Source organism: Pseudomonas sp. 05N434, from assembly GCF_056396965.1.
This window is the reverse complement of sequence record NZ_JBFTMK010000076.1, coordinates 1-12,246: the sequence shown is the minus strand read 5'-3', so window position 1 is coordinate 12,246 and position 12,246 is coordinate 1. Positions and strand designations below refer to the sequence as shown.

Sequence of the window (12,246 nt, the reverse complement as noted above, 5' to 3'; positions counted from 1 at the left end):
ACCAAACAGATGGTAAACCTTTGCCGCGTTCTGTGCTTGGTGGATCTGCGACATCTCGTCGACTATCGCTTGTCGCTCCCCCGTCGCCGCTTCCAGGAGCTGTTTATACACCCCCAGCAACTCCTCCAGGTTTTCGCGCAACGCGGTCTCGTCCACCGAAGCTTCACTCAAGACGTCTTCCATGCAGGAACGGCAAGCCAGGTCCAATTCACCGATGGCTTCCCAGTTACGCTCGGCCAATGCCTCGACCAGGGCGTCCCGGGTTTGTTCGATTCGCTGCAATACAAGACTCATGGTGATCTCCTTAAAACTGGGGAGCAGGTGCGCCAATAGCATCCCAACCGTCTTTCACCGTGCGAAGCAAATCGGCAACTTCGTCGAGGATTTTCGGATCGGTCTTGAGGTTGGCTTCTGCCAGGCGTTTCATCATGTAAGCATAGAGATTGTCCAACTCACCAACGGACTCCGCCTGCTTCTCCAGGTCCAATCCCTCTCGCAAACCACCGATAATGCCGATGGCCTTGCCGATTAGAACACCCTTGCTGGCGACATCCTTGCGCTCCATGGCGCCTTTAGCCTGAGCGATGCGATCCAGACCGCCTTCCATAAGCATTTGCACCAGACGATGAGGGCTGGCCTCGGAAGTCTGGGCTTGCGCGCCAATCTTCTGGTACTGCCGAAGGGCTAACATCGGGTTCATGCTGTACCTCATCTAAACTCTGTGATTCGTATAATTAGGCTATCGACATAGCGTCAAAAATCTTTAGCCCGAAACTAAAAAAGCCCGACAAGCGGAATCCGCTGCCGGGCTTTTGGCGTTTATGCGCTATGAAGCGTTTTTCTGCGCATTCATCGCGTCGAACATCGAAGTGATATTGCTCGCCGTTGCCTTCAGCTTGCCGACAAGGGTATCCATGTCGTTGTACTTTTTGGTCAGCACCGCCGTCAGCGTCTCGACCCGACGATCCAGGGCTGCCTGCTGGTTGGCCAGATTGCTCTTGGCCTTGGACAGGTTGCTCGAACGGGTGTCGAGGATCCCCTCACTGCCAGTGATCGTGTAAGGGGTGATGGCATCGTTCATGCGCGTGAGCAGCCCCTTGGCGGCATCGCCAGTCGCCGTCGGATCGCCCAGGAACAGCTTCTGAACCTCACCACCGAGCTTCTGGGTGTCCATCGCATTGGTGAACTTGGCGCTATCGAAATCCAGCGCACCGGTTTTCTGATTGGTGGTGATACCCAATTGCGACAGAACAGTGAGCTTGTCGCCAGCACCGGTAGTCACCAACGGTGAACGAATCGATGCCATGATACCGCGCGCCAATGGGTCACCGGTCAGTGCAGCAGCAACGGTCAGCTTGCCGTCTGCATCCAGGGATGGCTTGGTCAACGTATTTACACTGGTCACAACCTGGTTATAAGCGTCGACGAAAGCTTGAATGGACTTTTTCAGACCATCACTGTTCGGACCGACCGTCACCGTCGTGGTTACATCACCACCGGCGACCAGATTGAGGGTCAAGCCAGAAACAGCCGAGTCAACCTTGTTGCTTTTGCTGGTCAGCGCGAGCCCGTCCACGGTGAAATTGGCGTCCTTCGCGAAATCGCCGATAGCACCAGCCGAAGTCGCTGTCGGTGTTGCGCCCATTTGCTGGCCGGCATTGATTTCCAGACCCGCAATACCGCTGAGGGTGATATCGGAACCGGCACCGGTCGCCGTGGAACCCATCACCAGACGCGAGCCAAACGAGTCAGTCACGATGTTGGCACTGAAGCCATTCGCGCCCTGCTGGGTGTTGATCGCATCGCGAACCGATTGCAACGTCGCGCCCGCCGGAATGGTGACAGAACTGGATACGCCGTTTTGCGTGATATTGAGCGTGCCGCTCGCAATGGCACTGCTGGCGCCGCCGGCAAAGGCTGCGGTGGCCACTTTGGACGAGGTCGCAAGGTTAGAGACCTTGACCACGTAAGAGCCGTTGACGGCGGTGTTGCTGGCCACAGCGGTCAATACTTTCGCGTCGGCGGAAGTGGCGTTGTAGCCGAGGAATTGCGGAGCCTGCGTATCTTGCAGCTTCTTGATCGCAGCCTGGAAGTTCGCCAGGACACTTTTGAGAGTACCAATACCGGAAATCTGCGCAGTGTTGGTGGTCGTCTGACGATCGATCTGATTCTGCTTGGCCGCCTTGTCGGCGTTGACCAGAGCCTTGACGATATCACCGGTATTAATACCGGAACCTAAGCCCGTGCCCGGTAGAATTGGACTTGCCATGTGGAACTCCCTTCAGTGTGTCGCCGGCCTTTTGACCACTACAACGCCCAAAAGAACATAGCAACAAAATTCGTGCCAGTTGTCAGACTTTTGCGCTGAACAACAGGCTGCTTGCATCATTCAAACTGTTCGCCAGCTTAAGGACTTCTTCGTTGGGGATTTGACGAATCACCTCACCGGAGTCACTGGCAATCACTTTGACCACAACTTTGCCTGAAGGCTCGTCAATCGAGAACTCCAGGTTACGCTTGACCGACTGAACGAACTTTTCGATTTCCTGAACGGCCATCTTCAGTTTTTCCTGCTCGGTCTGGTCTTTTTTACCTTCTTCCTTGACGGTAACCACTGGCGCAGTTTCCGCTCGAGGCTTTTCCGCAGGCTTATCGGCAACAGTCGTCGCCTGCTGTGCCGCAGGATAAGACAAGTTCAGCTTGACGCTCATATCCATGTCCATCACCTCTTAAAGTAAAAAGCGAGAGAGCGCGACAAGCGCACTCCCCCGCCAAAACTCATCGGCTATTACTGAAGCAGTTTCAGTACAGCGGATGGCAGTTGGTTGGCCTGAGCCAGAACTGCGGTGGAAGCTTGTTGCAGAGTTTGTTGCTTGGTCAGCTGTGCAGTTTCAGCAGCGAAGTCGGTATCTTGTACGCGGCTCAGTGCAGCACTGGCGTTTTCGTTGATGTTCTGCAGGTTGGAGATGGTGGTCGAGAAACGGTTTTGAGCAGCACCCAGGTCAGCGCGAGTGGCGTTGATGTTTGCCAGAGCAGCGTCGATAGCCGAGATAGAGGCATCAACGTTGGTGTGGTTAGTAGCGTTGGAAGTACCGGAAATAACAGTACCGGTCATACCCAGGGCGCTGGCGTCGAAGCTGGTCGACAGGGTCAGAGTGATCTGGTTGTCGGAAGTAGTGTTCGAACCTACCTGGAACTGCATCGCACCTGCAGTACCGTCGATCAGCGCTTTACCGTTCAGGTTGGTCGACTGAGCGATACGGGTCAGTTCAGCAACCGACTGTTGGTATTCTTTGTCCAGAGCGGTACGGTCAGCAGTGCCGTTGGAGTCGTTTCGCGATTGCACTGCGATTTCACGCATACGCTGCAGAATGTTGGTCGACTCTTGCAGAGCGCCTTCAGCGGTCTGAGCGATCGAAACACCGTCGTTGGCGTTTTTGATAGCCATGGTCTGGCCACGGATCTGCGAAGTCATACGGGTAGCGATCTGCAGGCCGGCGGCGTCGTCTTTGGCGCTGTTGATTTTCAGGCCGGAGGACAGGCGGGTCATCGAAGTCGACAGTGCGTCGGACGCACGGTTCAGGTTCTTCTGAACACTCAGGGAAGTAGTGTTAGTGTTTACTGTTAAAGCCATGACGAATTCCTCGTTGGTTGGGTACTGCGGCTTCCGGCCCTGGCAACCGCCCGGTATGGCCTAGAGAACCTTCGTAATAGTTATCGTCGCCAATGCAGGTTGCTTGAGGGGATTTTTGAAATTTTTTGCCATCACCCTGCCACCCCCTGTAAAACCGAGGCTTAGCGACGATCCAACCACCAAAAAATGACGCCAGAGAACTGCCACCCCCCCTTTCTTACAGCCCCGCTCCCGCTGATCTGTCACGGCATTACGCGGAATTGACAGCCATCAGCAAATCGACCAGTTCGTATTCAAGGTAATCCGCCAGCGCCAGCCAGTCCTGTCGTTCCTGGCTATCCAGCATGCCTGTCAGCAATGCCATCCACTGGGTTGCGATCTGGCTGCCTGCCCCGCCGACCCGCGACTGCACTTGCTCCGCCACCTCGACCATGACCAGCGCGGCCTCGACATCCCTTCCCAGGCGAAACAACGCTGAACATTGCCGGGCCTGATCGACGAGTAGCACTTCGCTCATCGACTGAACTCCGGATGAAATGTCGTGCCGGCAATCATGGCCCCGGCTCGACTGCTGTTGTAGAAGACGACGTGTGGATTCGCAGCGATATAGCGCTCCAGCTCACACAGGTAGCTGCGGAAATTGAGCTGGGTCTTGATCCGCTGCCCATGCCCGTCCAATACCCAATGGCGAGCCGCGCCCAGTTGGGGGCCAAGGTCGCCGTCATTCCAGCCGGCATGGGTCTTGTTGTTGGGGAACGCGAAGTCAGCCCCGAACAGCGTGATCTGACTGGCACCCATTTTCACCGCCAGGTCCACCGCCGGATGAATCACGCTGCCGCCTGCAAACAGCTCTGCCCGTGGGAGCTGCGCGCGCAGATCCCGAAAAACCGGGCTTGCCGAGTAGGCGACATAGCGTTTGCCTTGCCAGGCCTGCAAGACGGCAGGGGCCACCAGCGGCATGTAGACCAGCGTGATGTTTGCGCTGTCCTCGGGCGGCAGATGGCGCAGCGAGATACGCTGATCGATCGTGACGACCACATCCGGCTTGATACCATTTTCGATCAGCGGCCTATAAGCGGTATCGACACAAACGAACAGTGGTCGCGGGGTCTGGCCGCGAATTGATCGCAAGGTCACGAAGTGCTGTTCCAGGCTCGGCCCGGTGGCGATGACAAACATCGGCTGGCCAGCGTGTGCTGCGAACAATTGTGCGGCGTCACTATCGACGCGGATCTGTTCGACACTTTCCAGCAGGCGCGTCGCTATTTCCGGATTGTCCGGATCGAACTCACGGTTGTTGAACGTCAGATGGGTTTCGCTGATCAAGCGGTCGCGAATCTTCGCGTTGAAGTCATCGGCCAGCACCAGCTCCGAAGGCAGGGCAAAGAACGGCAAACAAATCTCAGCTAAATCACCGGCGTAGTGCAGCTCGACCCGCGAATCGCTGAGCCACGGCTGCTGATCGAGTAATTGCAACACCAGCGCAAACACTGCGCCGTTAAGGATATGTACGTGTAACTGAATCAGCTCCGAACGCTGCAGCAGTTCCAGTTGCAGATCACCCAGCCCCGTGCCATAAACGTGCAACACTGGACTGTCGACCGGCAGGCTTTCGGCTTGAAGCTGCGCTTCACGGGTACGGTCATGGCGACTGGTCAACTGGATGCCGTTGATGCTCAGGGTCGAGCCGAGCCCTTCCACCAGATCGGCCTGCAACGGGCCCGGATCTTCAGACAGCAGACGCTCAGCCACGGCCGGCCAGCGACGCTGAATGAGTTCGGCGTTGGGTTGAAAAAACTCGCTCATGGCGCCTCGCTGTGATTCGGGCAAAAAAATAGCGCTCAAGGTTACACCTTGAGCGCTTTTTTTGTGTCCGGCTTTTAGAAGATCAAGGGCGATAGATGATCGCCGAACCCCAGGACAAACCAACACCAAAACCGCTGAGTGCCACACGCTTCCACTTGGAATCGAGCACGTGTTTTTCCAGCAGCAATGGAATGCTCGACGACACGGTGTTACCGGTCTCGACCATGTCCTTGAGGAACTTCTCGGGCTCGCCTTCGAAGCGTCGCGCCACGGCATCGACAATCGCCGCACTGCCCTGGTGAATGCAGAAGGCATCGATATCGTCGGCCGTCAGACCCGAGTCGCCCAGCAGCTCGTGCAAATGCGCAGGGACTTTGAGCAGCGCGAAGTTGAAGACCTGACGGCCATTCATGAAGAACACCCCGTCGGTGACCTTCAGGTGCGGCGCACCGGAACCGTCGGTGCCGAACTTGGCCTTGCCCAACTGCCATGGAGCGTCTTCGCCCATCCAGGTGGCGGTGGCGGCATCGCCGAACAACATGGTGGTGTTGCGGTCTTCCGGGTCGACGATCTTCGAATACGGATCGGCGGTCACCAGCAAGCCATTCTTCAGGCCTGCGGCTTCCATAAAGCCCTTGATGGCGTAGATGCCGTAGACGTAACCGGAGCAGCCCAGGGAGATATCGAACGCGGCCACGGTCGTCGGCAGGCCCAGCTTGTCCTGAACGATGGCGGCGGTGTGCGGCAGGCCTTCTTCGTCGCCGTTCTGGGTCACGACGATCAGCACGTCGATGGCTTCACGCTTCAATTCAGGGTTGTTGGCGAACAGCGCGTTGACTGCTTCGACACACAGGTCCGAGGTTTCTTGCCCGGCGTCTTTGCGCGGCAGGAAAGCCGAACCGATCTTGCCCAGGATGAACTCTTCATCCTTCTCGAATTTTGCACCTTGTGCGTAATTGTCCACGCCGGCTACAGGAACGTAGCTCGCAATGCTCTTTATGCCAATCATTACGGCTTCCCAATAATAAACAGCCCAATACCACCGCTCGCAAGGAATCGAGGGGCGCCGACAAACAACGAATAACGTCGCCCTCAACGAGGTGACAGCGGGAAGAGTAAAAGGCCATCACTGAGCCAAAAGCAGGCCAGGCGCCCTCTTCCCTATTTATACAATACAGTGAAGATGCGCGTAATGACTCGCAGGTCACGCTATTTTGCCGAATCAGCCCCACAAGCGGTTATTCGACCAGCGACCAGTCCAGCGGCGTTCCGCGCTTGATGGCCTGGCGGGCACGGCGGCCCAGAAGGGTTTCAGCGTGTTTCGGGGCCAGCCCCAGGCCCGGACGGATGGCCCGCAGATTGGCGGCGGTAAATGGCTCTCCGGCGATCATGTCCTGGGTGACATACAGCGACCGGCGGTACACCAGGGACTTGCGCTCGGCGTCAGTCACGCCGTAATGCACCTGGCCCATGGCCTGCCAGGCGCGCTCGGTTTCGACCACCAGGCTGGCGAGTTCGGCCGGTTCCAGCGAGAAACTGGCATCCACGCCTCCGGCGGCACGGTCGAGGGTGAAGTGTTTTTCCACCACCGTCGCCCCCAGCGCTACGGCGGCGACAGACACCCCGACACCCATCGAATGGTCGGACAAACCGACTTCACAGCCAAACAACTCACGCAGATGAGGAATCGTGCGCACGTTGCTGTTGGCGGGCGTCGCCGGGTAAGTGCTGGTGCACTTGAGCAACACCAGATCCTTGCAACCGGCCTCACGGGCGGCACGCACGGTTTCATCGAGCTCGGCGATGCTGGCCATGCCGGTGGAAATGATCAGCGGCTTGCCGGTGGCCGCAACCCGACGAATCAACGGCAGATCAGTGTTCTCGAAGCTGGCGATCTTGTAGGCCGGCACATCGAGGCTCTCGAGGAAGTCCACCGCGGTGTCATCGAACGGTGTGGAGAACGCCAGCATGCCCAGCTCTTTGGCCCGGGCGAAAATCGGCGCGTGCCATTCCCACGGCGTGTGGGCCTTTTCGTACAGCGCATACAGCGAAGAACCGGCCCACAAGCTGTTGGGGTCCTTGATGAAGAACTCGCCTTCGGACAAGTCCAGGGTCATGGTCTCGGCGGTGTAGGTTTGCAGCTTCAAGGCATGGGCGCCGGCCTTGGCCGCGGCTTCGACGATTTTTATCGCCATGTCCAGCGACTGGTTATGGTTGCCGCTCATCTCGGCAATGATGAACGGCGGCGCATCGGCACCGATCGAGCGATTACCGATCTTGAAACTGGTCATTGTTCTGGATCCTTCAACACGCGCGTGAACGCGCAAGCACTCTGAGTAAAACCACCCTCGCGGAAAACCTTCAGCGATGGCTGATTGGCCGGCAGCACCTGAGCGGTGATGGCCTCAAGTTGTGGCCAATGCGCCGTGACGAACGCTTCGCCCCGCGCCAGCAGCGCCCTGCCCCAGCCCAGGCCGAATCGGCCTTCGAACAGATAGATCGAGACCTCGGCCCGAGTACCGTCAAGGTCATAGCGCAGCATACCGACCGGGCCGTCATCCGCCTCGGCAATCAACAGCAGTCGCTGAGGGTTGTTCAGGCTCGCKGCCAACCAGACCTGATGCCGCTGCCAATCGATGGCGTGGGTGTCCAGCGACCAGCGCCGTACTGCCTCGGCATTACGTCCCTCGAACAACAATTGCGCATCGTCCGGATCGGCTCGACGCACCTGCAGTACCGCTCCCGCCAGTGCTGCCGCCACCCGCTGCGCGCCACGGCCATCGACCAACTGCCGTGAGCGTTCGGCCATACTTTGACGAAAACCTTGATTGCCTACGACAAAACCGATGGCTTGGCGCAACTGCTCGACGCTGACATGCTCGCGGTTGCCCAGGAACACATGAGCGCCCGAGGTCGCCATCACCTCGCCGTTGGCCTGCTGATTATTCGAGACCGCAATGCAAATCGTCGGCAGCCCCATGGCCGCCCGCTCCCAACTGGTGCCGCCACCGGCACCGATAAACAGGTCAGCCTCGGTCATCAGCCGATAGAAATCGCTGACAAAACTGTGCAGGCGCCAGTTCGGACGATACGCCGCCAGCGCCTGCATCTGCTCCCAGGCCGGGTTGTTGGCCCCCGCCACGAAATCGACCTCCAGCTCATGAAGGTCCGCCAGCGCCAACATCGCGTGGTGGGTCTGCATGGCCGCATCGAAGCCGCCGAAGTTCACCAATACTCGCCTGGCCCGAGGCTTGATCTCGACCGCCGGGCAGCAGAACTCATCGCGCAACATCGCAAAACGTGGACCGAGCAAGGTCTGGCAGTCGGGCGTCAGCAGCGAGGCATAAGCCTCTGGGGTGCCCGACAGATTTTGATTGAGCAGCAGATCAACGCGGTACTGCCGAGTGGCCAGGTCATCCACCGCGGCGATCCGTGATGCCCAGCGACGGGCCGCAGTCTGCCAGTGATGATCGAGGCCATAGTGGTCGACGATGATCCAGTCGAAAGCCGGATGGCTTTCCAGGGCTTGCGCCAGCGCGGCGATGTCCGCCTGCCAGGGCAGCATCGATTCGATGGCCTGCTGCGGATCTTCATCGGGGTAGCGTGCCGGCAGCGCGAAGGTCTCGAAGCCCTCGCTTGCCAGGCTGTCCAGTCGATGCCCCGGCAGCAGGCGACAGGCGAAGGCAACGTGCGTGCCCTGCTTGCGCAACACCCTGGCCAGGGTCAGACAGCGGGCGATATGGCCGCTGCCAATGGTTGGCGACGCGTCAGCGCGGATCAGTATCCTCATTGCAACTCACCACCAGCCTTCAATGCGGCGTAAAGGTATTCGGCGCGTTTCCAGTCTTCAAGGGTGTCGATGTCCTGTACCAGGTAGCGCGGCAGAATCACCGGCAGGCTCGCTGGCGAGAACAGTGCATCACCACGCAACCAGGCCTCGCTGCGTCCCCAGTAGAACTGGCCGGCGTCTTGAAAGGCTTCGGGCAAGTCCTGGGAGCGGGTGTCACGAAACTCCGGATAGAGCGAGGTCAGGGCGCCCTGCGCGTCGAGGGTCAAGGCCCGCTGCACCGGAAAACCAAAACCGGTGACTGAAAACGCGAAAGACTTGTCCGGGTGCTGCACCAGCAACTCATGCCCCTGACGCAGATAACGCGCTTGCAACAACGGCGCCGTCGCATAGATGCAGCAGGCATGGTCGAACGGTGGCAATTGATTCAAGGCATGCACAATCACTGCCGCAGTCCCGGTGAAATCGTCAGCCAGTGCCGAAGGCCGCATGAACGGCACCTGAGCGCCATTGGCTCGTGCGACGTCGGCGATTTMCTCATCGTCGGTACTGACGATCACCTGGTCGAACAGGCGCGACTCCAACGCCGTGCGAATCGAACGGACGATCATCGGCACGCCGTCGAACGGCTTGAGGTTCTTGCGCGGGATTCGCTTGCTGCCACCACGGGCCGGAATGATCGCAACACAGCTCAAGAGTCACTACTCCTCAAGGATCAGCCGTCGCAATTGCTCGACCACATAGTCCTGTTGTTCATCGCTCAGCAGAGGAAACAGCGGCAGGCTGATGGCCTCGGCGTAATAACGTTCGGCCTGGGGGAAATCACCCTCGGCAAAACCCAGGTCGCGATAGTACGGCTGCAAGTGCACGGGAATATAGTGCAGATTCACCCCGACACCGGCCGCTCGCAAGCCTTCGAACACCTGTCGATGACTGAGGCTGATCCGCTCCGTCTGCAAGCGCACCACGTACAGATGCCACGCCGATTCGGCTTCAGGCTGCGTGCTGGGCAAGGTCAGCGGCAAGTACGCCAGCAACCGGTCGTAACGCGCCGCCAGTTCGCGTCGACGCTCGATAAAGCCATCGAGCTTGTTCAGCTGTGACAGACCGAGTGCCGCTTGCAGATCGGTGATCCGGTAATTGAAGCCCAGCTCCACTTGCTGGTAGTACCAGGGGCCGTGGCTGGGTTCGGTCATCTGCTCGGGGTCACGGGTCATGCCGTGGCTGCGCAGACGTTGCAAGCGTTCGGCCAGTTCCGGGCGATTGGTCAGCACCATGCCGCCTTCGGCACTGGTGATGATCTTCACCGGGTGGAAACTGAACACGGTCATTGCCGCGAATTCACCGCAACCCACCGGGCGCCCGGCATAGGACGCGCCGACCGCGTGGGAGGCATCCTCGATCACCGTGAAACCGTAACGCTCGGCCAGTTCGGCGATCATGCGCATATCGCAGCTCTGCCCGGAGAACGCTACCGCCACCAGCACTTTCGGCAGCTTGCCGTCGCGCTCGGCGATTTCCAACTTCGACGCCAAGGCGTAGGCATCGAGGTTCCAGGTCAGCGGGTCAATGTCGACAAAATCGACGTCGGCGCCGCAGTAGCGACCGCAGTTGGCCGAGGCCAGAAAGGTATTCGGCGTGGTCCATAACCGATCGCCCGGCCCCAGGCCCGCGGCGAGACAGGCAATGTGCAACGCCGCCGTGGCATTGCACACCGCCACCGCGAAATCGGCCTGGCACCGCTCGGCCATCGCCTGTTCGAAACGCTCGATGGTCGGCCCTTGGGTCAGCCAGTCAGACTGCAACACGGCGACCACCGCATCGATGTCGGCCTGATCGAGGCTTTGCCGACCGTAGGGAATCATGCCGACAGTTCCGCGTGCAGGTCGGCGATCTGGCCGACCGACAGGAAGTGCGGGTTGGTATCGGAACGGTACTCGAAATCTTCGCCCACCGGCCGGCCCTGCTCGCCCAGTTTGTCCACGGCAAAATCCACGTCGACGCTGGTGAAACGGATCGACGGCTGAATGGTGTAGTGATCGTCGAACTCCAGGGTCATGCGCGCGTCGTCCAACGGCACCATCAGCTCATGGAGTTTTTCCCCCGGACGAATGCCGACGTGTTTGTGCGGCAAATGTTCAGCCATGCCCTGCGCCAGGTCGACGATGCGAATCGACGGGATCTTCGGCACAAATACTTCACCACCGTGCATGCGGGCGAAGCTGTCGAGCACAAACTTCACGCCGTGATCGAGGGTGATCCAGAACCGCGTCATGCGCTCATCGGTGATCGGCAGCTCTTTGGCGCCCTCGGCAATCAGCTTGCTGAAGAACGGCACCACCGAACCCCGCGAGCCGGCGACGTTGCCATAGCGCACCACGGCAAACCGGGTTTGTTGCTCGCCGGCAATGTTGTTGGCAGCCACGAACAATTTATCCGACAGCAGCTTGGTCGCGCCGTACAAGTTGATCGGGCTGGCAGCCTTGTCGGTGGACAGCGCGACAACTTTTTTCACGCCGTTGTCGATGGCCGCGGCAATGATGTTTTCCGCGCCGTTGACGTTGGTGCGGATGCATTCGGTGGGGTTGTATTCCGCCGCTGGCACTTGCTTCAGCGCCGCGGCGTGCACCACATAATCGATACCGCGCATGGCCTGACGCAAACGGTCGGCGTCGCGCACATCACCGATGAAGTAACGCATGCACGGCGCGTTGAACGTCTGCTGCATCTCGTACTGCTTAAGCTCATCGCGGGAAAACACCACCACACGCTTGGGCTGGTATTGCTCCAGCAAGCGGCGGATGAAGTTGCGTCCGAACGAACCGGTGCCGCCAGAGATGAAAATCGATTTACCGTTGAACATGCCTTGAGTCCTTTTACCTGTCAGCCAGGCTTATGCGAGCAACTGCGCCCAGTTCACACTGGTCGGTTCGCCGAGAGTAAAGCCCTTGCCGGTCAAGGCCAGGTTCTGGTTGTAGGCTGGATCCTGTTCGAAACGCGATTGCCACTTGTCGCGCAG

The 12,246-nt window shown here is 59.0% G+C and carries 13 protein-coding genes; all 13 read right to left on the bottom strand.

What is annotated here, in order from left to right:
- Positions 1-294, bottom strand: a 294-nt coding sequence (fliT, locus tag AC1DLB_RS07710; protein WP_096479714.1) for a flagellar protein FliT, incomplete at its 3' end; no start/stop codon positions are given.
- 10 nt (positions 295-304) lie between these two features.
- Complete coding sequence (fliS, locus tag AC1DLB_RS07705; RefSeq protein WP_064619487.1) at positions 305-700, bottom strand: flagellar export chaperone FliS; 396 nt, start codon at positions 698-700, stop codon at positions 305-307.
- Between the two features lie 126 nt (positions 701-826).
- Complete coding sequence (gene fliD / locus AC1DLB_RS07700) at positions 827-2,269, bottom strand: flagellar filament capping protein FliD (RefSeq protein WP_064619490.1); 1,443 nt, start codon at positions 2,267-2,269, stop codon at positions 827-829.
- 82 nt (positions 2,270-2,351) lie between these two features.
- Positions 2,352-2,717 carry a flagellar protein FlaG gene (locus tag AC1DLB_RS07695; RefSeq protein ID WP_007938606.1) on the bottom strand — a complete coding sequence of 122 codons (366 nt, stop codon included), beginning with the start codon at positions 2,715-2,717 and terminating at the stop codon, positions 2,352-2,354.
- A gap of 71 nt (positions 2,718-2,788) precedes the next feature.
- A complete protein-coding gene (locus AC1DLB_RS07690; protein ID WP_019579566.1) occupies positions 2,789-3,634 on the bottom strand; it encodes a flagellin domain-containing protein in 846 nt (281 codons plus the stop codon).
- A gap of 250 nt (positions 3,635-3,884) precedes the next feature.
- The gene (locus AC1DLB_RS07685; RefSeq protein WP_477744236.1) at positions 3,885-4,151 is read right to left on the bottom strand and encodes a hypothetical protein; all 267 of its coding nucleotides are present in this window, start codon (positions 4,149-4,151) and stop codon (positions 3,885-3,887) included.
- Positions 4,148-5,440 carry a motility associated factor glycosyltransferase family protein gene (locus AC1DLB_RS07680; RefSeq protein ID WP_477744235.1) on the bottom strand — a complete coding sequence of 431 codons (1,293 nt, stop codon included), beginning with the start codon at positions 5,438-5,440 and terminating at the stop codon, positions 4,148-4,150. Before AC1DLB_RS07680 ends, AC1DLB_RS07685 begins: the two co-directional genes overlap by 4 nt.
- A gap of 82 nt (positions 5,441-5,522) precedes the next feature.
- Positions 5,523-6,449 (bottom strand): ketoacyl-ACP synthase III, encoded by a 927-nt coding sequence (locus AC1DLB_RS07675; RefSeq protein ID WP_018925031.1) that lies wholly within the window; start codon positions 6,447-6,449, stop codon positions 5,523-5,525.
- Positions 6,450-6,678: 229 nt separating this feature from the next.
- Positions 6,679-7,731 (bottom strand): pseudaminic acid synthase, encoded by a 1,053-nt coding sequence (gene pseI, locus AC1DLB_RS07670; protein ID WP_064619507.1) that lies wholly within the window; start codon positions 7,729-7,731, stop codon positions 6,679-6,681.
- Positions 7,728-9,230, bottom strand: coding sequence for a UDP-2,4-diacetamido-2,4,6-trideoxy-beta-L-altropyranose hydrolase (gene pseG / locus AC1DLB_RS07665; protein ID WP_477744234.1), 1,503 nt, complete (start codon positions 9,228-9,230; stop codon positions 7,728-7,730). Before pseG ends, pseI begins: the two co-directional genes overlap by 4 nt.
- Positions 9,227-9,922: a pseudaminic acid cytidylyltransferase gene (gene pseF / locus AC1DLB_RS07660; RefSeq protein ID WP_477784828.1), complete on the bottom strand. Its 696-nt coding sequence runs from the start codon at positions 9,920-9,922 to the stop codon at positions 9,227-9,229. The genes pseG and pseF overlap by 4 nt, the downstream gene beginning before the upstream one ends.
- 6 nt (positions 9,923-9,928) lie before the next feature.
- Positions 9,929-11,092, bottom strand: coding sequence for a UDP-4-amino-4,6-dideoxy-N-acetyl-beta-L-altrosamine transaminase (gene pseC, locus AC1DLB_RS07655; RefSeq protein WP_064619517.1), 1,164 nt, complete (start codon positions 11,090-11,092; stop codon positions 9,929-9,931).
- The gene (gene pseB / locus AC1DLB_RS07650; RefSeq protein WP_019579558.1) at positions 11,089-12,090 is read right to left on the bottom strand and encodes a UDP-N-acetylglucosamine 4,6-dehydratase (inverting); all 1,002 of its coding nucleotides are present in this window, start codon (positions 12,088-12,090) and stop codon (positions 11,089-11,091) included. The genes pseC and pseB overlap by 4 nt, the downstream gene beginning before the upstream one ends.
- Positions 12,091-12,246: the final 156 nt, after the last annotated feature.

Bases quoted from the DNA above. Each gene is read 5' to 3' on its own strand.
- fliD (WP_064619490.1), bottom strand. From the start codon at position 2,269: ATGGCAAGTCCAATTCTACCGGGCACGGGCTTAGGTTCCGGTATTAAT.
- AC1DLB_RS07680 (WP_477744235.1), bottom strand. From the start codon at position 5,440: ATGAGCGAGTTTTTTCAACCCAACGCCGAACTCATTCAGCGTCGCTGG.
- AC1DLB_RS07685 (WP_477744236.1), bottom strand. From the start codon at position 4,151: ATGAGCGAAGTGCTACTCGTCGATCAGGCCCGGCAATGTTCAGCGTTG.
- AC1DLB_RS07690 (WP_019579566.1), bottom strand. From the start codon at position 3,634: ATGGCTTTAACAGTAAACACTAACACTACTTCCCTGAGTGTTCAGAAG.
- pseB (WP_019579558.1), bottom strand. From the start codon at position 12,090: ATGTTCAACGGTAAATCGATTTTCATCTCTGGCGGCACCGGTTCGTTC.
- pseC (WP_064619517.1), bottom strand. From the start codon at position 11,092: ATGATTCCCTACGGTCGGCAAAGCCTCGATCAGGCCGACATCGATGCG.
- AC1DLB_RS07675 (WP_018925031.1), bottom strand. From the start codon at position 6,449: ATGATTGGCATAAAGAGCATTGCGAGCTACGTTCCTGTAGCCGGCGTG.
- pseI (WP_064619507.1), bottom strand. From the start codon at position 7,731: ATGACCAGTTTCAAGATCGGTAATCGCTCGATCGGTGCCGATGCGCCG.
- AC1DLB_RS07695 (WP_007938606.1), bottom strand. From the start codon at position 2,717: ATGGATATGAGCGTCAAGCTGAACTTGTCTTATCCTGCGGCACAGCAG.
- fliS (WP_064619487.1), bottom strand. From the start codon at position 700: ATGAACCCGATGTTAGCCCTTCGGCAGTACCAGAAGATTGGCGCGCAA.